Annotated in this window: 14 protein-coding genes; 10 read left to right on the forward strand and 4 right to left on the reverse strand. The window is 64.3% G+C overall.

Annotated elements, in window-relative coordinates; all coding sequences use genetic code 11:
• Window positions 1-64 precede the first annotated feature (64 nt).
• The 9 genes from betI (at window position 65) to yccS (ending at window position 14,154) form a co-directional block, all read left to right on the forward strand.
• On the forward strand, window positions 65-658 hold the full coding sequence (gene betI / locus CRO75_RS10790; protein WP_007925978.1) for a transcriptional regulator BetI: 594 nt from the start codon (window positions 65-67) through the stop codon (window positions 656-658).
• A 113-nt stretch (window positions 659-771) separates the two neighbouring features.
• A complete protein-coding gene (gene betB, locus CRO75_RS10795) occupies window positions 772-2,244 on the forward strand; it encodes a betaine-aldehyde dehydrogenase (protein WP_007925976.1) in 1,473 nt (490 codons plus the stop codon).
• Between the two features lie 180 nt (window positions 2,245-2,424).
• The gene (gene betA, locus CRO75_RS10800) at window positions 2,425-4,128 is read left to right on the forward strand and encodes a choline dehydrogenase (protein ID WP_053262939.1); all 1,704 of its coding nucleotides are present in this window, start codon (window positions 2,425-2,427) and stop codon (window positions 4,126-4,128) included.
• Window positions 4,129-4,537: 409 nt separating this feature from the next.
• A complete protein-coding gene (locus tag CRO75_RS10810; RefSeq protein ID WP_087089500.1) occupies window positions 4,538-5,980 on the forward strand; it encodes a TldD/PmbA family protein in 1,443 nt (480 codons plus the stop codon).
• Entirely contained in the window at window positions 5,980-7,317 is a 1,338-nt protein-coding gene (locus CRO75_RS10815) for a TldD/PmbA family protein (protein ID WP_085533047.1), read from the forward strand. The genes CRO75_RS10810 and CRO75_RS10815 overlap by 1 nt, the downstream gene beginning before the upstream one ends.
• Window positions 7,318-7,380: 63 nt before the next feature.
• Entirely contained in the window at window positions 7,381-8,853 is a 1,473-nt protein-coding gene (mdtD, locus tag CRO75_RS10820; RefSeq protein ID WP_256596201.1) for a multidrug transporter subunit MdtD, read from the forward strand.
• Between the two features lie 188 nt (window positions 8,854-9,041).
• Window positions 9,042-10,379, forward strand: coding sequence for an ATP-dependent RNA helicase DbpA (dbpA, locus tag CRO75_RS10825; protein ID WP_239990570.1), 1,338 nt, complete (start codon window positions 9,042-9,044; stop codon window positions 10,377-10,379).
• Between the two features lie 161 nt (window positions 10,380-10,540).
• A complete protein-coding gene (locus CRO75_RS10830; RefSeq protein WP_009045973.1) occupies window positions 10,541-11,719 on the forward strand; it encodes an NAD(P)/FAD-dependent oxidoreductase in 1,179 nt (392 codons plus the stop codon).
• Window positions 11,720-11,961: 242 nt separating this feature from the next.
• Window positions 11,962-14,154: a YccS family putative transporter gene (gene yccS, locus CRO75_RS10835; RefSeq protein ID WP_097135201.1), complete on the forward strand. Its 2,193-nt coding sequence runs from the start codon at window positions 11,962-11,964 to the stop codon at window positions 14,152-14,154.
• Between the two features lie 89 nt (window positions 14,155-14,243).
• Here yccS and CRO75_RS10840 read toward each other — a convergent pair whose 3' ends face one another.
• Entirely contained in the window at window positions 14,244-14,981 is a 738-nt protein-coding gene (locus tag CRO75_RS10840) for a transporter substrate-binding domain-containing protein (RefSeq protein ID WP_097135202.1), read from the reverse strand.
• A 275-nt stretch (window positions 14,982-15,256) separates the two neighbouring features.
• Here CRO75_RS10840 and CRO75_RS10845 point away from each other — a divergent pair, with 275 nt between their 5' ends.
• On the forward strand, window positions 15,257-15,709 hold the full coding sequence (locus tag CRO75_RS10845) for a GNAT family N-acetyltransferase (protein WP_087089510.1): 453 nt from the start codon (window positions 15,257-15,259) through the stop codon (window positions 15,707-15,709).
• A 54-nt stretch (window positions 15,710-15,763) separates the two neighbouring features.
• Here the strand turns inward: CRO75_RS10845 and CRO75_RS10850 are convergent, their stop codons facing one another.
• From CRO75_RS10850 to CRO75_RS10860, 3 genes are read right to left on the reverse strand one after another with little or no spacing between them, the layout of a single operon-like run.
• Window positions 15,764-16,060 carry a winged helix-turn-helix domain-containing protein gene (locus CRO75_RS10850; protein WP_007922307.1) on the reverse strand — a complete coding sequence of 99 codons (297 nt, stop codon included), beginning with the start codon at window positions 16,058-16,060 and terminating at the stop codon, window positions 15,764-15,766.
• Between the two features lie 20 nt (window positions 16,061-16,080).
• Window positions 16,081-16,593 carry a M48 family metallopeptidase gene (locus tag CRO75_RS10855; protein ID WP_007922309.1) on the reverse strand — a complete coding sequence of 171 codons (513 nt, stop codon included), beginning with the start codon at window positions 16,591-16,593 and terminating at the stop codon, window positions 16,081-16,083.
• A gap of 42 nt (window positions 16,594-16,635) precedes the next feature.
• Window positions 16,636-18,759, reverse strand: coding sequence for an EAL domain-containing protein (locus CRO75_RS10860; RefSeq protein ID WP_097135203.1), 2,124 nt, complete (start codon window positions 18,757-18,759; stop codon window positions 16,636-16,638).
• Between the last annotated feature and the right edge of the window lie 158 nt (window positions 18,760-18,917).

Consider the following 18,917-nt stretch of genomic DNA (forward strand, 5'->3'; position numbering starts at 1 on the left):
ATAGACTGGCCCTCACGCCGGTAGCCGTTTCACGACTGCCAGCAGGCCTAAGGAGATGTGCAAGATGCCCAAGGTCGGTATGCAACCCATACGCCGCCAGCAGTTGATCGAAGCCACGTTGCTGGCGGTCGATCAGGTCGGGATGGGGGACGCCAGCATTGCGCTGATCGCCCGTTTGGCCGGTGTCTCGAACGGCATCATCAGTCACTACTTTCAGGACAAGAACGGCCTGATCGCCGCCACGGCGCAGTATCTGATGAGTGTCCTCAGCGAGAACGTCACCGCGCGCCGTCAGGCGCTGGAGGACAGCAGCCCGCGGGCGCACCTCCAGGTGATCATCGAAGGCAACTTCGACGCCAGCCAGGTCAATGGCCCGGCAATGAAAACCTGGCTGGCCTTCTGGGCCACCAGCATGCACCACCCGTCTTTGCACAGGTTGCAGCGGATCAACGATCACCGCCTGTATTCCAACCTGTGCTGCCAGTTCCGCCGCGTCCTGCCGTTGGATGATGCACGCAGCGCGGCGCGAGGCCTGGCAGCCCTGATCGACGGTTTATGGTTGCGCGGCGCGCTGTCGGGAGACGCTTTCGACACCGAGCAGGCGCACCGGATCGCTTACGAATACATGGATTTCCAACTGGCTAAGCAGGAGCGCTAGAGCACATTACAAGACGCTCGGCCCCCTGAACCGCCACTGACCAGCGCGCCCAGGCTACACGGCACGCCCAGTGGTGAACGCCAACCACTTATGCACTTGCGAGGACTATCAACATGGCCCGTTTCGAACTGCAAAAACTCTACATTGACGGCGGCTACACCGACGCCGGCAGCGACGCCACCTTCGACGCCATCAATCCGGCCAACGGTGAAGTCCTCGCTCAAGTGCAACGTGCGACTAAAGAAGACGTCGAGCGCGCTGTCGTCAGCGCCGAGAAAGGCCAGAAGATCTGGGCCGCGATGACTGCCATGGAGCGTTCGCGCATCCTGCGTCGCGCCGTGGACATCCTGCGCGAGCGCAACGATGAACTGGCTGCCCTGGAAACCCTGGACACCGGCAAGGCCTACTCCGAAACCAAGTATGTCGACATCGTCACCGGCGCCGACGTGCTGGAATACTACGCGGGCCTGGTACCAGCCATCGAAGGCGAGCAGATCCCGCTGCGCACCACTTCGTTCGTCTACACCCGTCGCGAGCCGCTGGGCGTCGTGGCCGGTATCGGCGCGTGGAACTACCCGATCCAGATCGCCCTGTGGAAATCCGCGCCAGCCCTGGCGGCCGGTAACGCGATGATCTTCAAGCCAAGCGAAGTCACTTCGCTGACCACCCTGAAACTCGCCGAGATCTACACCGAAGCCGGCGTTCCGGCTGGCGTGTTCAACGTCCTGACCGGTAGCGGCCGCGAAGTCGGCACCTGGCTGACCGAACACCCGCGCATCGAGAAAGTCTCCTTCACCGGCGGCACCGACACCGGCAAGAAGGTCATGGCCAGCGCTTCCAGCTCCTCGCTGAAAGACGTGACCATGGAACTGGGCGGCAAGTCGCCGCTGATCATCTTCGACGACGCCGACCTGGATCGCGCCGCCGACACCGCGATGATGGCCAACTTCTACAGCTCCGGCCAGGTCTGCACCAACGGTACCCGCGTCTTCGTACCGAGCCACCTGAAAGCCGCTTTCGAAGCCAAGATCGTCGAGCGCGTCGCGCGCATTCGCGTTGGCAACCCGGAAGACGAAAACACCAACTTCGGCCCGCTGGTCAGCTTCGCCCACATGGAAAGCGTGCTGGGCTACATCGCCAAGGGCAAGGAAGAAGGCGCCCGCCTGCTGTGCGGCGGCGAACGCCTGACCGACGGCGCATTCGCCAAAGGCGCTTTCGTGGCACCGACCGTGTTCACCGACTGCACCGACGAGATGACCATCGTTCGCGAAGAAATCTTCGGCCCGGTGATGAGCATCCTGACCTACGAAACCGAAGAAGAAGTGATCCGCCGCGCCAACGACACCGACTTCGGCCTGGCCGCCGGTGTGGTAACCCGTGACCTGAACCGCGCGCACCGCGTGATTCATCAGCTCGAAGCCGGTATCTGCTGGATCAACGCCTGGGGCGAATCCGACGCCAAGATGCCGGTCGGCGGCTACAAGCAGTCGGGTGTTGGCCGTGAGAACGGCATCAGCTCGCTGAACAACTTCACCCGCATCAAATCGGTACAGGTCGAGCTGGGCGACTACGCCTCGGTGTTCTAAGACACCCAGCCTGAACGACAAACCCTGTAGCCGCTGCCCCGCTTGCGAGGCTGCGACAAGGCCCGTAGGGCCTTCGAGAGCCTCAAGAGCGCGTCCCGTTCCGGGCCGATCGCAGCCTTCGGCAGCGGCTACAGGTTTATTGATCGTCCGATCCGACCCATCTCAAAGAGGGTGCATTCAATGTCCCAAGAATACGATTACATCATCATCGGTGCCGGCTCCGCCGGTAACACCCTGGCGACCCGTCTGACTGAAGACGAAGGCGTCACCGTGCTGCTGCTCGAAGCCGGCGGCCCGGACTACCGTTTCGACTTCCGCACGCAGATGCCGGCCGCCCTGGCGTTCCCGCTGCAAGGCCGTCGCTACAACTGGGCCTACGAGACCGATCCAGAGCCACACATGAACGGGCGCCGGATGGAGTGCGGCCGCGGCAAGGGCCTGGGCGGCTCCTCGCTGATCAACGGCATGTGCTACATCCGCGGCAACGCCATGGACTACGACGGCTGGGCAAAACTGCCAGGCCTGGAAGACTGGACCTACCTGGACTGCCTGCCGTACTTCCGTAAAGCCGAAACCCGCGACATCGGCCCGAACGACTACCACGGCGGCGAAGGCCCGGTCAGCGTGACCACGCCGAAAGCCGGTAACAACCCGCTGTTCCACGCCATGGTCGAAGCCGGCGTGCAGGCCGGTTACCCGCGCACCGAAGACCTCAACGGCTACCAGCAGGAAGGTTTCGGCCCGATGGACCGTACCGTGACGCCTAAAGGCCGTCGCGCCAGTACCGCCCGCGGTTACCTCGACGTGGCGAAAAAGCGTTCGACCCTGAGCATCGTCACCCACGCCCTGACCGACAAGATCCTGTTCGAAGGCAAGCGTGCCGTTGGCGTGCGTTACCTGGTCGGCTCCGCCGAAGAGCGCGTCGAAGCCCGTGCCCGCAAGGAAGTGCTGCTGTGCTCCGGCGCCATCGCCTCGCCACAGATCCTGCAACGTTCCGGCGTCGGCCCGGCCAAGCTCCTGGAAAGCCTGGACATCCCGGTGGTCCACGACCTGCCGGGCGTTGGTGAAAACCTGCAAGACCACCTGGAACTGTACCTGCAGTACGCCTGCACCCAGCCGGTCTCGCTGTACCCGTCGCTGCTCTGGTACAACCAGCCGGCCATCGGTGCCGAGTGGCTGTTCAACGGCACCGGTATCGGCGCCAGCAACCAGTTCGAAGCCGGCGGCTTCATCCGCACTCGCGAAGAGTTCGAATGGCCGAACATCCAGTACCACTTCCTGCCGGTGGCGATTAACTACAACGGCAGCAACGGTGTGCAGGAGCACGGTTTCCAGGCGCACATGGGTTCCATGCGTTCGCCAAGCCGCGGCCGGATCCAGCTCAAGTCGAAGAACCCGCGCGACTACCCGAGCATCCTCTTCAACTACATGGCCACCGAGCAGGACTGGCAGGAATTCCGCGACGGCATCCGCCTGACCCGGGAAATCATGCAACAGCCGGCGCTGGACGCCTTCCGCGGCCGCGAAATCAGCCCGGGCATCGAGGTGCAGACCGACGAGCAGCTGGATAAATTCATCCGCGAGCACGCCGAAACCGCGTTCCACCCATCCTGCTCGTGCAAGATGGGCACCGATGAAATGGCCGTGGTCGATGGCCAGGGTCGCGTACATGGCATGCAGGGTCTGCGCGTGGTCGATGCCTCGATCATGCCGATCATCACCACTGGCAACCTGAACGCGCCGACGATCATGATGGCCGAGAAAATCGCCGACAAGATCCGTGGCCGCCAGCCACTGCCGCGCAGCAAGGCCGCCTACTACGTGGCGGGCGATGCCCCGGTACGTGGCAAGCCGGTACGTGAAGTGAGCGCTACCGCGCAGTAACTTCGAACGGCGCCGATTGCAACGATCGGCGCCTTTTTGCTGTATCCGGCCTGTAGCCGCTGCCGCAGGTTCGGGCCGCGTTCGGACGATCGGCGGCGCAGCCGACGTAAACCAGCCACCACGATTCACCAGGCAAGAACCCGATTGCCGAATCACAGCCCTTGGCCACGACTACAGTTCTCCAACATTTCCCTGCGCCTCCCTGCTTGATACCGCGCACCGCACGGGCCTAATCTAGGCGCTCGCAGCATTCCCCAGCACCTTTCCGACCTGGCTTCCAAGCCCTTCGGGCTTTATCGCGAGCAATCTAGCTTCGACCGGCTGCTCCTACAGAAAAACCCTGGCCCGACGCCCGCTTGCTCTCGATAAGGCCTGCAACAGCCAGACTGTTCACATGGAGGTTCCCCACATGTTCGATTTCCACCCCCAGCTCAAGCAGCGCTTCGCTGCCTTGCGCACGGGCGCCGAATTCTTTTCCCTGCGCTACGTGCGCGAATCCGGCCAGTACCTGTCGGTGCGCAAGAACGTCGCGGAGCCGCCGAGCCTGAGCCGCGACGAAGGCGCGATGCTCACCGTGCGGGTCAATGGCGTCGAGGCTTACGCCGCCACCAACGACCTGTCGCAAAGCGGCCTGCAGGCCGCGCTGCAACGCGCCGAGCAACAAGCCCGGCTGATCGCCGCCCACGCCCTGCTCGACCTGCGCGAACAGGCGGTATCCAGCGACCGCGGCGACTACTTCTCGCCCAACCTCGACCAGCCCTTTCCCTCCCTGAGCGACTGCTACCAGTTGCTCGGCGACGAATCCGCGGCCGTGCCCAAGGACGAGCGCCTGGTGAACTGGCAGGTCAGCCTCGGCCTCACTCAGGTCGAGCAGATCTACCTCAACAGTGCCGGCGCCGAACTGCGCCAGGCCCAGCGCTTCGTCTACCCGGGCATGGACGTCACCGCCTACGACGGCAGCGACAGCCAGACCCGCAGCCTGGGCCGCGAGAACTTCGGCCAGCAGGGCGGCGCCGACGTGATCAGCCGCTGCGGGCTGATCGGCGCCGGAGCCCAGGTCGCCGACCAGGCGCTGCAATTGCTGCTGGCGCCCAATACGCCCCAGGGCCCGCGCGACCTGTTGCTGATGCCGGACCAGATGATGCTGCAGATCCACGAATCCATCGGCCACCCGCTGGAGCTGGACCGCATCCTCGGCGACGAGCGCAACTACGCCGGCACCAGCTTCGTGAAAAGCAGCGACTTCGGCAGCCTGCAATATGGCTCCAGCCTGCTCAACGTGACCTTCGACCCGGACATTCCCGAGCAGTTGGCCAGCTACGGCCATGACGACGACGGCACGCCCGCCAGCAAGCAGTTCCTGATCAGGCAAGGCCTGCTGCTGCGCCCGCTGGGCGGCGCGCTCTCGCAATTTCGTGCCGGCCTCGACGGCGTGGCCAACAGCCGCGCCTGCAGCTGGAACCGCCCGCCCATCGACCGCATGGCCAACCTTAATATCGAACCCGGCGACCAGCCGCTGGAGAAGCTGATCGGCGGTATCGAGAATGGCATCCTGATGTCCACCAACCGTTCCTGGTCCATCGACGATGCGCGCAACAAGTTCCAGTTCGGCTGTGAATGGGGCCAGTTGATCGAGAACGGCGAACTCAAGGGCGTGGTGAAAAACCCCAACTACCGGGCGATTTCCGCGCATTTCTGGAAAAACCTCAGCGCCGTCGGCGACGCCAGCACCTTCAAGGTCCTGGGCACGCCGAACTGCGGCAAGGGCGAACCGAACCAGGTGATCCGCGTCGGCCATGCCTCGCCGGCCTGTGTGTTCAGCCATGTCGATGTATTTGGAGGAGATGCCTGATGAGTACGTCCCTGAATCAGGCCGAGCAGTTCAAGGCTCTGGTGGACTGGCTGCGCGATGCCGTGCGCGAGCCCGAACAGTTCACCCTGAGCTACGCCGCCGAGTCTTCGCAGTTCATCCGCTTCAACCACGCCAAGGTGCGCCAAGCCGGGCAAGTGCAGCAGGCCAGCCTCGGCTTCAAGCTGATCGACGACGGGCGCCATGCCGACCTCGAGATTACCCTCGCCGGCGATCCGCAGGTCGATGTCCAGCGCCTGGCCGAAGGCCTGCAACAATTGCGCGAGACCCTGCCGCTGCTGCCCCGGGACCCGTACCTGCTGCTCAACCCCGATGCCTGGAACACCCACAATGTGCAGGAGCACCCGCTGCCCAGCAGCGAGCAGGTAGTGGCCGAAATCGGCCAGGCCGCCGCCGGGCTGGACCTGGTGGGGTTCTATGCGGCCGGCCCGATCAGCCGGGGTTTTGCCAGTTCCTCGGGAGCCTTTGGCTGGCACCAGGCCAACAGCTTCAACTTCGACTTCAGCCTGTTCCACGAGAATGGCCAGGCCGTCAAAGCCAGCTACGCCGGGCATGAATGGAGCAGCCTGGGCTTCGCCCAGCGCTTCCAGCAGGCCCGGGAACAGCTGGCGTTTCTCGGACGACCGCTGCGCACCCTGGCGCCCGGGCACTATCGCGCCTACCTGGCGCCGGCGGCCCTGGAAGAAATCATGGGCATGCTGAGCTGGGGCGGTTTTTCCGCGCAGTCCATCGCCAGCAAGCACAGCCCGCTGCAAAAGCTCTATGCCGGCGATGCCAGCCTGAGCCCCCTGGTGTCGCTGGACGAGCAGGTCAGCGGCTCGTTGAGCCCGGCGTTTTCCGATGAAGGCTACCCGCGCAGCGACCTGTCGCTGATCGCCGGCGGCGTCGCCCAAGGGCAACTGATCAACTCGCGCAGCGCCGCCGAATACAGCCTGGCCACCAACGGTGCCGGCAGCGGCGAATACCCCAGCGCGTTGAACATGGCGCCCGGGCAGTTGTCGCAGCAGGAGATTCTCAAGCAACTGGGCACCGGCCTGTACATCAGCAACCTGTGGTACCTGAACTACTCGGACCAGCCGGCGGCGCGCCTGACCGGCATGACCCGCTTCGCCACCTTCTGGGTGGAGAACGGCGAGATCCAGGCTCCGGTCAGCACCATGCGTTTCGATGACAGCGTCTACAGCCTGCTGGGTTCGCACCTGGAAGGCCTGACCCGGGAGCGCGAGCTGCTGCTGTCGGCCAGTACCTACAGCCAGCGCCAGACCGCTTCGGCGCAATTGCCGGGCGCGCTGGTGAGCCGGCTGACGCTGACCTTGTAACCGCTGTCGCACGCAAATCTCGCTCCTACGGGATGGCGTCTGTAGGCGCGAGGTTTGCCCGCGATGCGGTTGCAGGGGGATACGTGCTCACCACAAGAAAGAGGTCCCATGCCCAACCGTGCCGAACTTGACGCCACCACCGCCCGCTGGCTGCCGTGGGTGGTGGCCATCGCCTTCTTCATGCAATCCCTCGACGGGACCATCCTCAATACCGCCCTGCCGGCCATGGCCCGCGACCTGGCGGAAGATCCGTTGCGCATGCAGGGCGTGGTCATCGCCTACATGCTCACCGTGGCGCTACTGATCCCGGCTTCCGGCTGGATCGCCGACCGTTTCGGCACCAAGAAGATCTTCTTCGGCGCCATCCTGTTGTTCAGCATCGGCTCGTTGCTCTGTGCCCTGTCCAACTCCCTGAGCATGCTGGTCGGCGCCCGGGTGATCCAGGGCCTGGGCGGCGCCCTGATGCTGCCCGTCGGCCGGCTGGTGGTGCTGCGCGCCTACCCGCGCTCGGAACTGGTGCGGATCATGGGTTTCATCACTATTCCCGGGCTGCTCGGCCCGCTGATCGGCCCGACCATGGGCGGCTGGATGGTGCAGTACCTGACCTGGCACTGGATCTTCCTGATCAACCTGCCGGTGGGCGCGATCGGCTGTTATGCCGTCTGGCGCTTCATTCCCGACCTGCGCGGCAGCGAACGCACGCGTTTCGACGGCCTGGGTTTTTTGCTGTTCGGCGCGGCGATGGTGCTGATCACCATCGCCATGGAGGGCCTGGGCGAACTGCACCTGCCGCACCTGCGGGTGATGTTGCTGCTGTTCGGCGGCCTGGCCTGCCTCGCGGCCTACTGGCTGCGGGCCGGGCATATCGACAATCCGCTGTTCGCGCCTTCGCTGTTCAAGGTGCGGACCTTTGCCGTAGGCATCCTCGGCAATCTGTTCGCCCGCCTCGGCAGCGGTGCCCTGCCGTTCCTGGTGCCGCTGCTGCTGCAAGTGGCCCTCGGTTATTCACCGTCCCAGGCCGGGATGAGCATGCTGCCGCTGGCCGCCGCGGCGATGCTCGCCAAGTCCATCGCCCGCCCGCTGATCGAACGCCTGGGCTATCGCATCGTCCTCACCGGTAACACCCTGGCGCTGGGGATCATGCTCGCCAGCATGGGCCTGGTCACGCAGCAGACGCCCTACCCGCTGCTGCTGGGCATGCTGGCGGTGCTGGGGGCGATCAACTCGCTGCAGTTCACGGCGATGAACACCGTGACCCTGATCGACCTCGACGACGCTTCCGCCAGCAGCGGCAACAGCCTGCTGTCGGTGGTGGCGCAACTGTCCCTGAGCCTGGGGGTGGCCTGCGCCGGCGCGCTGCTCGGCGGCTCCACCGCCGAAGCCGGCAATGACGGCGTGAACACCGTGCTCGGCGCCTTCCAGCTGACTTTCCTCACGGTAGGGATCATGGCGATGCTGGCGGCGGCGATCTTCCTGCAACTGTCGCCCAGGGACGGCCGGCGGGCGAAGAAGGTCCAGGAGCATATCGAGCACTGAGCCGCATCGGATAAAACATGCAGCTCGATTGACGTCGGCTGCGGCTACAGGAGCGAGCGATGGCTCGCTCGTCCAGAAATTGCAGGTAAAGGGAGCGGGACTGATACACTGCGCGACATTTTGTTTTACAGGCCCGTCCCGTGACCACCATTGCCACCGCTTTTAATACTTTGCCGCTGTCCGCCGCCATGCTGGCTAACCTCGACTCACTCGGTTATGCCCAGATGACGCCGGTCCAGGCGCAAAGCTTGCCGGTGATCCTCAAGGGGATGGACCTGATCGCCCAGGCCAAGACCGGCAGCGGCAAGACCGCCGCGTTCGGCATCGGCCTGCTGAACCCGATCAATCCGCGCTACTTCGGTTGCCAGGCCCTGGTGATCTGCCCGACCCGCGAGCTGGCCGACCAGGTGGCCAAGGAAATCCGCCGCCTGGCCCGCGCCGAAGACAACATCAAGGTCCTGACCCTGTGTGGCGGCGTGTCCTTCGGCCCGCAGATCGCCTCGCTGGAACACGGCGCGCACATCATCGTCGGCACCCCGGGCCGCCTGTCCCAGCACCTGCGCAAGGGCTCGCTGAAACTCGACGGTCTCAACACCTTGGTCCTCGACGAAGCCGACCGCATGCTGGACATGGGCTTCTACGACCCGATCGAAGAGATCATCGCCTACACCCCCGAGCGCCGGCAGACCCTGCTGTTCTCCGCCACCTACCCGGTGGGCATCAAGCAGCTGGCCTCGAAGTTCATGCGCGACCCGCAGCAGGTGAAGGCCGAAGCCCTGCACGCCGACAGCCAGATCGAGCAGCGTTTCTACGAGATCTCGCCGGAAGAGCGCATCGATGCGGTAGTCAAGGTACTTAACCACTTCCGTCCGCAATCCTGCGTGGCCTTCTGCTTCACCAAGCAGCAGGTCCAGGAAACCGTCGACCACCTGACCGCCAAGGGCATGTCCGCGGTGGGCCTGCACGGCGACCTGGAACAGCGCGACCGCGACCAGGTATTGGCGATGTTCGCCAACCGCAGCACCTCGGTGCTGGTGGCCACCGACGTGGCCGCCCGCGGCCTGGACATCGATGCCCTGGACATGGTGATCAACGTCGAACTGGCGCGGGATTCGGAAATCCACATCCACCGCGTCGGCCGCACCGGGCGCGCCGGCGAGAAAGGCCTGGCCGTCAGCCTGGTGGCGCCGTCCGAGGCGCACCGCGCCCAGGCCATCGAGCAATTGCAGAAGTCGCCCTTGAACTGGGAACAGATCGACAGCCTGAAATCCCAGGGCGGCGGCCCGCTGCTGCCAGCCATGAGCACCCTGTGCATCGGCGCCGGGCGCAAGGACAAAGTGCGTCCGGGCGACATCCTCGGCGCCCTGACCGGTGAAGCCGGCATCCCCGGCACTCAGGTCGGCAAGATCGCGATCTTCGATTTCCAGGCCTATGTCGCCGTGGACCGCGGCATCGCCAAGCAGGCCCTGCAACGCCTGAACAACGGCAAGATCAAGGGCCGTTCGCTGCGCGTGCGCATCCTGTAATACCACCGCTTGACCTGTAGCCGCTGCCGTAGGCTGCGATCGATCTGGGCGGCACTCCGTACGAAGGGGCGCGGGATCTTGAGATCGCTGAAGGCCTTCGGCCTTATCGCAGCCTGCGGCAGCGGCTACAGGGTTGTTTGCCCCCTATTGAGGACACCGTTTTGCGCTCTACCGAAGTCGTGATCATTGGCGCTGGCGCCGCAGGGTTGATGTGCGCGCTGACCGCGGCCGGCCGTGGCCGCCAGGTGCTGCTGCTGGACCATGCCAACAAGGCCGGCAAGAAGATCCTCATGTCCGGCGGTGGGCGCTGCAACTTCACCAATATGTACACCGAGCCGGGCAATTTCCTCTCGCACAACCCGCATTTCTGCAAGTCGGCCCTGGCCCGCTACACCCAGTGGGATTTCATCGGCCTGGTGGCCAAGCACGGCGTGCCGTACCACGAGAAAAAACTCGGCCAGCTGTTCTGCGACAACAAGTCCAGCGACATCCTCGGCATGCTGCTCGACGAGTGCGACCAGGTCGGCGTGCAGCTGCACCTGGACACCTCGATCCAGCAGATCGAGAAGCTCGACAGCGGCTACCTGCTGGAAACCACCCTCGGCCAGCTCCAGTGCGAATCCCTGGTGATCGCCACCGGCGGCCTGTCGATTCCGACCCTGGGCGCCACCGGCTTCGGCTATCAGGTGGCCAAGCAATTCGGCCACGAGCTGCTGCCGACCCGCGCGGGCCTGGTGCCGTTCACTATCACCGACCAGCTCAAGGAGCTGTGCGGCGAGCTGTCCGGTACCTCGGTGGACTGCCTGGTGAGCTGCAACGACATGAGCTTTCGCGAGAACATCCTGTTCACCCACCGTGGCCTGAGCGGTCCGGCGATCCTGCAGATTTCCTCGTTCTGGGAATCCGGCGACACGGTGGAGATCAACCTGCTGCCGGACCACGACGCCGCAAGCTGGCTGCAACAGCAGCAGGCCGAACGCCCGAACAGCGAGCTGAAGACCCTGCTCGGCGAGATCTTCACCAAGAAGATGGCCGGCCTGCTGGCGGACAACTGGTTCGTCTCCAAACCGATGAAGCAGTACACCCACGCCGAACTGGCGCAGATCGCCGAGCAACTGGCGTGCTGGAAAGTGGTCCCGGCCGGCACCGAGGGCTATCGCACCGCCGAAGTGACCCTGGGCGGCGTCGACACTCGCGAGGTGTCGTCCAAGACCATGGAGTCGCTGAAGAGCCCGGGGCTGTATTTCATTGGCGAGGTGCTGGACGTCACCGGCCACCTGGGCGGCTTCAACTTCCAGTGGGCCTGGGCCTCCGGCTACGCGGCCGCGCAGTACGTCTGATCCGCTTCCCGGCATTCCCCTGACACCTGTAGCCGCTGCCGCAGGCTGCGATAGGTCCGCAGGACCTCGGGGGACGCCAGACCGCTGCGCCCCTTCGGGTCGATCGCAGCCTGCGGCAGCGGCTACAGGTACCGATGAACATCAGCGGGAACAGAATTTGCTGTCGGATGTGACGACCCCATTGCGCGGTCGTCAATACTGGCTCAATTTAGCGGCATCGCCCCGGAAGGCTTTCTCACTTCATGTCATCGACCAGCTTTCGTCAGTCACTGCGGCGCCTTTGGGCGCTGGATAAATTCAGCTACAGCGTGCGGGTGTTCATCGCTCTGACCGGGAGCATGGCGCTGTGCTGGTACCAGGACGAAATGGCCTTGCTGATCCCCTTGTTCCTGGGGATTATCGCCAGCGCCCTGGCCGAGACCGACGACAGCTGGCAAGGCCGGATCAATTCCCTGGCCGTGACCCTGGTGTGCTTCAGCGTCGCTGCCCTTTCCGTCGAACTGTTGTTCCCCTATCCCTGGATCTTCGTCATCGCCCTGGCGCTGGCCAGCTTTGGCCTGACCATGCTCGGCGCCCTGGGCGAACGTTATGGGGCGATTGCCTCGGCGACCCTGATCCTGTCGGTCTACACCATGATCGGCGTGGACCAGCGCGGCGGCGCCGTCACCGACTTCTGGCACGAACCGCTGCTGTTGGTGGCCGGTGCCGCCTGGTACGGCCTGCTGTCGGTACTGTGGCAGGCGATGTTTTCCAACCAGCCGGTGCAGCAGAGCCTGGCGCGCCTGTTCCGCGAGCTGGGCTATTACCTCAAGCTCAAGTCGTCGCTGTTCGAGCCGATCCGCCAGCTGGACGTGGAAGCGCGCCGGCTGGAACTGGCGCAGCAGAACGGCCGGGTGGTGGCGGCCCTGAACGCCGCCAAGGAAATCATCCTGCACCGGGTCGGCAACGGCCGGCCGGGCTCGAAAGTCAGCCGCTACCTGAAGCTGTACTTCCTCGCCCAGGACATCCACGAACGCGCCAGCTCGTCCCACTACCCCTACAACGCCCTGGCCGATGCGTTCTTCCACAGCGATGTACTGTTCCGCTGCCAGCGCCTGCTGCGCCAGCAGGGCAAGGCTTGCCGGGCCCTGGGCGAATCCATCCAGCTGCGCCAGCCCTTCGTCTACGATGCCAGCTTCGCCGAAGCCCTGAGCGACCTGCACGCCTCCCTGGAACACCTGCGCATCCAGAGCAACCCGGCCTGGCGCGGCCTCCTGCGTTCGCTGCGGGCCCTGACCGCCAACCTCGGCACCCTCGACCGCCTGCTCAGTGACGCCAGCAACCCCGACGCCCTTGCCGACGCCACCGACAGCAGCCTGCTGGACCGTTCGCCGCGCAACCTCAAGGACGTCTGGACCCGCCTGCGCACCCAGCTGACCCCGACATCGCTGCTGTTTCGCCACGCCCTGCGCCTGCCCCTGGCCCTGAGCATCGGCTACGGCATGGTGCACCTGATCCACCCCTCCCAGGGTTACTGGATCATCCTCACCACCCTGTTCGTCTGCCAGCCGAACTATGGTGCCACGCGGCGCAAGCTGGGCCAGCGGATCATCGGCACCGCCATCGGCCTGGTGGTCGCCTGGGCGCTGTTCGACCTGTTCCCCAGCCCGCTGGTGCAGTCGCTGTTCGCGATTGCCGCCGGGGTGGTGTTCTTTACCAACCGCACCACCCGCTACACCCTGGCCACCGGCGCCATCACCATCATGGTGCTGTTCTGCTTCAACCAGGTGGGCGACGGCTACGGGCTGTTGCTGCCGCGCCTGTTCGATACCCTGCTGGGCAGCCTGATCGCCGGCCTGGCGGTGTTCCTGTTCCTGCCGGACTGGCAGGGCCGACGCCTGAACAAGGTGCTGGCCAATACCCTGACCTGCAACAGCATCTACCTGCGGCGGATCATGCAGCAGTACGCGGCCGGCAAGAGCGACGACCTGGCTTACCGCCTGGCCCGGCGCAACGCCCACAACGCCGACGCGGCGCTGTCCACCACCCTGGCCAATATGCTGATGGAGCCCGGGCATTTCCGTAAGGAAGCGGACGTGGGCTTTCGCTTCCTGGTGCTCTCGCACACCTTGCTCAGTTACCTCTCCGGCCTCGGCGCGCATCGGGAAACCCAACTGCCGGCGGAAGTCCGCGAGCACCTGATCGACGGGGCCGGGGTCAGCCTGGCCAGCAGCATCGATGAAATCGCCCAGGGCCTGGCGAGCAAGCAGCCGGTGGCGATCCAGAGCGATGCCGAAGAAGCCCTGGCCAACGAACTGGAGCAGATGCCGGACGAGATCGATGAAGGCCAGCGGCTGGTGCAGACCCAACTGGCGCTGATCTGCCGCCAACTGGGCCCCTTGCGGACCCTGGCGGCGCATCTGATCAAGGACACCGGCGAAGAACAGGCCGCGTAGCCGCTGCCGCAGGAGGCGCAAGCTTTCAAGAACGCCGCAGGTTTTGGCCTCGGCGCCCAGCCTGCGGCAGCAGCTTTAATGGCGCCGTTTCACATCCCATGCTGGCGCAGCAGGCGGTCGTAGCTGCCGTCGGCTTTCATCGCCTCGATCTCTCGATCGAACCCCGCCACGATCTGCGCATGCGCGGGGTTCTTCAGGCTGACCAGGATATGCAGGCCGTTCTCGCTCAGGGAATTGGGCAGGAACTCCACCGCGTTACGCACCCGCGGCGACTCCCGCGCCAGGTAATAGCGGGCGACGTACTCGTCCTCCAGGGTCAGCTTGACCCGGTCGGCTGCCAGCATGCGCACCGCCATCGCGAAGTTGTGCACCAGGACCTTCTGCAGCTCTGGATCGCTGTCGAAATCGGGGGAGTAGGCATAACCGCGCACCACCGCGATGGGGTACTGGTGCAGTTGCTTGAGGCTGGTGTATTCGATGGGGGCATCCTTGCGCCGGATGAAACGCACCCGATTGACCAGGTACTCCGAGGAGAATTGCCCCAGCTGGGTGCGGGTCTCATTGAACCAGGCATTCACCAGCACGTCATAACGCCCCTCGCCGACGCCAAGCAAGGCCCGCGCCCAGGGCACCTGTTCGAACTCGCTGGCATAACCGGCCCGGGCCAGCGCGGTGCTGACGATGTCGGTGGCCAGCCCGCCGTTGACCAGCGTCGCATCCGTGAAGGGCGGCCAGGCGTCGGCGACCAATCGCAATTTTTCCGCATAAACGCTCTGGCCCAGCAACAGCAATCCGATCAAAGCAAAGGCTCGATGCAATCGCGGCATGCTAAAAGATCCTTAGCGGGCGGACAGCCCTGCGTGTTTTTTTGCCCAGACTCGAGGTTCTCCGGCCGGTGGACGGCCGCGACCCAGCTCCTAACAGTAGCTTATGGGCGCCACTGCACAGCGCCTCAGCGCAGATTACACAAAGAAGACCGCCGCGAACCAATGCAATGATGGCATTTTGACCTATCTCACAGAAACACCACTCCAGCGCCGGGCAAGACAAGCCACCCGCCAGGCGCTTAACATCCGGGCACCGCTTTCCAAAGGATGAAACGATGACAATCGAATGGGTCTGCAAACACCACACCGATCTGGGCAAGGAGCAGCTGTACGCGATCCTGCAGTTGCGTACCGAAGTCTTCGTGGTCGAGCAGAAATGCGCCTACCAGGAAGTCGATGGCCAGGATCTGGAAGGTGACACCTGCCACTTGATGGCCTGGGACGATGACCAGCTGGTGGCTTATCTGCGCCTGCTCGACCCGACCTCCCAGGGCGGCGACGTGGTCATCGGCCGCGTGGTGATCGCCCCGCAAGCGCGGGGCAAGGGGCTGGGCCATGAACTGATGGAGCACGCCCTGAAACAGGCGCAGAAACGCTGGCCGCAGATGCCGATCTATCTGTCGGCCCAGGCGCATTTGCAGGGGTATTACGGGCGCTACGGCTTCAATGTCGTGGGCGAGGAGTACCTGGAAGACGATATTCCCCATATCGGCATGCGCCGGGCCTGACAGGACAATCGCAAGCCTGCTGGCGCCAGCGGGCTTGCATTCAGATCGAATCCCTCAGGGATACTCCAGCACCGTCTTGATCCGCGACAGGTTCGCTTCGATCCAACCCTTGTCGATCGCGCCCCAGCTTTTGATCCGATAGCTGCCGGCATGATTGCGCGCGCCGTCCTGCTGCTCGAACTCACAGACGATATCCAGATCCGCCAGGGCGGCAATGGTGTCCTGCGCGGTGCGCCGCGGCATGCCGGTGGCCTCGGTCAGGGCCGGGACATTGCTGGCCAGGCCGCTGTCGATCAGGTACGCCACATACAGCCGGCGGTAAAAGCTGCTTTTGGTCTTGCTCACGTCCATCGCCCGTTCCTTGTACAGGGTTACTCGGAACCACCTGCCCTGGCTTGCAGGTCGCGCCAGGTCAGGTAGACCCGCAGGTCGAATTCCAGTTGGTGATAGCCCGGCAGCATGTGCTCGCAGAGCTTGTAGAACGCCTTGTTGTGCTCGCTCTCCTTGAAGTGCGCCAGCTCGTGGACAACGATCATGCGCAGGAACTCCGGCGCCGCCTCCTTGAACAGCGAAGCGATGCGGATTTCCTTCTTGGCCTTGAGCTTGCCGCCCTGGACCCGCGAGATCGTGGTGTGCAGGCCCAGGGCGCGGTGCGTCAGGTCCAGGCGGTTGTCGAACAGCACCTTGTCGATGGCCGGGGCGTTGCGCAGGTACTCCTGCTTCAACTCCAGGGCATAGCCGTACAGCGCCTTGTCGCTCTGCACCCCGTGCTTGCCGGGGTACCGCTGGCTCAGGTAATCGCCCAGCCGCCCTTGCGCAATCAGCTGGCGCACTTGCTCTTGCAGGGTGGCGGGATAGGCCTGGAGGTATTTCAACGCGGTCATGGGGCGGCAACGCAATCACGAAAGGCCGCCAGTGTAGCGAATTCAACCCGGCAACGCGCTCCAGTCGAAAGGCTCGGCAAAGCGCTCGGCATCCGCGGCGATCAACGGCCGCGCCACCAGGAAGCCCTGCACGTACTCGCAACCGTTGGCCTGCAGCCAGCGGTACTGCTCCAGGGTCTCTACGCCCTCGGCGATCACCAGCACGCCGAACGCCTTGCACAGGTCGATCACGCAGCGCGCCAGCGCCGCATCCCGTGCCGAATCCGGCAACCTGGCGATCAGGTGACGGTCGAGCTTGAGGGTGTCGAGCTCCAGATCCCGCAGGTGGGCCAGCGAACAGGCGCCCGAACCGAAGTCATCCAGCGCCACCCGCACCCCGAGACTGCGCAACAGGCGCAGCTGCTTGCGCGACTCGTCGAGGTTCTGGGTCAAGGCGTCTTCGGTAATCTCGACCTCCAACTGCCGAGGTTCCAGGCCATGACGTTCCAGGACCTGGCGCAGTTCGGTGGCGAGGTTCGGCATGGCGAACTGGGTGCCACTCAAACTCACGCCCAGCACGGTCTGTTCGGCGAACAGCGTTTTCCAGGACGCCCGCTGGCTCGCACTCTGCTGATAGATCCAGCTGCCCAGGCGGCTGATCAGCCGCGCCTCCTCCAGCAACGGCAGAAACAACCCCGGCGGCACATCGCCGACGCTCGGATGCCGCCAGCGCAACAGGGCTTCGAAACCGCGCAGGCGCCCATCGGCAATCGCCACCTGGGGCTGGTACACCAGGTTGAACTCCTTGTGCTCGACCGCGCTGCGCACACTTTCCTCGAGCATCAGCCGCGAGCGGGCACGGCCGTTCATTTCGTGGTCGTAATAACGATATTGCTGGCGCCCGGCACGCTTGGACTCGTACATGGCGATGTCCGCCGCGCGCATCAGGCCATCCAGGTTGGAACCGCAATCGGGGTAGGTGGCGATACCGATACTGGCCCCCAGCGCGACCTCCAGGCCATCGAACTGCTGACAGATCGATATGCGCTCGATGAGCTTCTCGGAAATCTTCGCCGCCTGTTCCGGAAATTCCAGCTCCAGCAAGGCGGTGAACTCATCGCCGCCCATGCGCGCCAGGATGTCGAAGGAACGCAGGCAGGCCTTTATCTGTTCGGACACCCAGCGCAGCACCCGGTCCCCGGCGTCATGCCCCAGGGAATCGTTGACCCGCTTGAAACCGTCCAGGTCCAGGTACAGCAGCACCAGCGACTTGTCGGAGCGCTCGCTGCGCAACAACAGGCTCTCCACGGTCTGGTAGAAGCCACGACGGTTGAGCAGGCCGGTCAGCGGATCGGTCACTGCCTGGTACTCCAGTTGCTGGTGCAGATGACGGACTTCCGACATGTCGAGCAGGGTCACCACCATCGCCTTCTGCTCGCTCGACAGCGGCGCACAGGACAACGCCACCGACACCTGCTGGCCCGAAGCCGTACGCAACGTTGCGTCGTGCAGGCGGTAGGTCTCGCCCTTGCGATAGCTGGCATACAGCTCGGATTCGGCCCACTGCGGCACATGGGGCTTTTGCAGATAGTCGAGCAGCCACGCCCCCTCCAGCTCATTCACCGGAGCGTTGAGCAAGCGTGAAATCGCCGGGTTGGCAAAGCGGATGACCCCGCCCTCATCCACTACCAGAATCCCCTCCGCGGCGTTGTCCAGCACCGAGGCATTGAAGGCCCTGGCACTCTCCAGGTCATGGCTCAGGCGCTGCAGCGCGCGGCGATTGCGCTGCTGCTCCAGTAGCGCCTGCACCTTGGGCTTGAGGATCTGCGGATCGAACGGCTTGAACAGATAATCCACCGCGCCGCTGGCGTAGCCCTTGATCACCGCATCCTTGGACTGCTCGTTGGCGGTGAGGAAAATGATCGGGGTCAGGCGGGTTCGCTGGCTGCCGCGCATCAGGCGGGCGACTTCGAAACCGTCCATTTCCGGCATCTGTACATCCAGCAACACCAGATCGATCTCGTGTTCCAGTAACAGCCCCAGGGCCTCGACACCCGAGGCCGCGGTCATGACCTGCCAGTCGTGGCGCTGCAGGAGTGCTCGCATGCTGAGCAGATTTTCGGGGTAATCATCAACAATCAGTAAGACCGAGCTGGCTTCACCTGGCCGAGTTTGCGCGCATTCCATGCTGCTTCTCTTGTCTGTGTAGGGTCGGCCTGCGAACAAGACCGGACAAATACTGTGACTTCACTCTAGCCCTGGATCCAATAAAGCAGAAGCTGTCACAGCGCCATCATTTAGCCAAAGCCCGAGGCACCCGACTAACGGTCAGCCCCATAGCTGCT

Origin of the sequence: Pseudomonas sp. LAMO17WK12:I10 (genome assembly GCF_900215185.1) — a bacterium.
In the GTDB taxonomy this organism is placed as follows: domain Bacteria; phylum Pseudomonadota; class Gammaproteobacteria; order Pseudomonadales; family Pseudomonadaceae; genus Aquipseudomonas; species Aquipseudomonas chlororaphis.

Coding starts and splice junctions, on each gene's coding strand:
- CRO75_RS10860 (WP_097135203.1), bottom strand. CDS start 18,759: ATGGAATGCGCGCAAACTCGGCCAGGTGAAGCCAGCTCGGTCTTACTG.
- betB (WP_007925976.1), top strand. CDS start 772: ATGGCCCGTTTCGAACTGCAAAAACTCTACATTGACGGCGGCTACACC.
- yccS (WP_097135201.1), top strand. CDS start 11,962: ATGTCATCGACCAGCTTTCGTCAGTCACTGCGGCGCCTTTGGGCGCTG.
- betI (WP_007925978.1), top strand. CDS start 65: ATGCCCAAGGTCGGTATGCAACCCATACGCCGCCAGCAGTTGATCGAA.
- CRO75_RS10845 (WP_087089510.1), top strand. CDS start 15,257: ATGACAATCGAATGGGTCTGCAAACACCACACCGATCTGGGCAAGGAG.
- CRO75_RS10855 (WP_007922309.1), bottom strand. CDS start 16,593: ATGACCGCGTTGAAATACCTCCAGGCCTATCCCGCCACCCTGCAAGAG.
- CRO75_RS10810 (WP_087089500.1), top strand. CDS start 4,538: ATGTTCGATTTCCACCCCCAGCTCAAGCAGCGCTTCGCTGCCTTGCGC.
- CRO75_RS10850 (WP_007922307.1), bottom strand. CDS start 16,060: ATGGACGTGAGCAAGACCAAAAGCAGCTTTTACCGCCGGCTGTATGTG.
- betA (WP_053262939.1), top strand. CDS start 2,425: ATGTCCCAAGAATACGATTACATCATCATCGGTGCCGGCTCCGCCGGT.
- CRO75_RS10840 (WP_097135202.1), bottom strand. CDS start 14,981: ATGCCGCGATTGCATCGAGCCTTTGCTTTGATCGGATTGCTGTTGCTG.
- mdtD (WP_256596201.1), top strand. CDS start 7,381: ATGCGGTTGCAGGGGGATACGTGCTCACCACAAGAAAGAGGTCCCATG.
- CRO75_RS10815 (WP_085533047.1), top strand. CDS start 5,980: ATGAGTACGTCCCTGAATCAGGCCGAGCAGTTCAAGGCTCTGGTGGAC.
- dbpA (WP_239990570.1), top strand. CDS start 9,042: ATGCTGGCTAACCTCGACTCACTCGGTTATGCCCAGATGACGCCGGTC.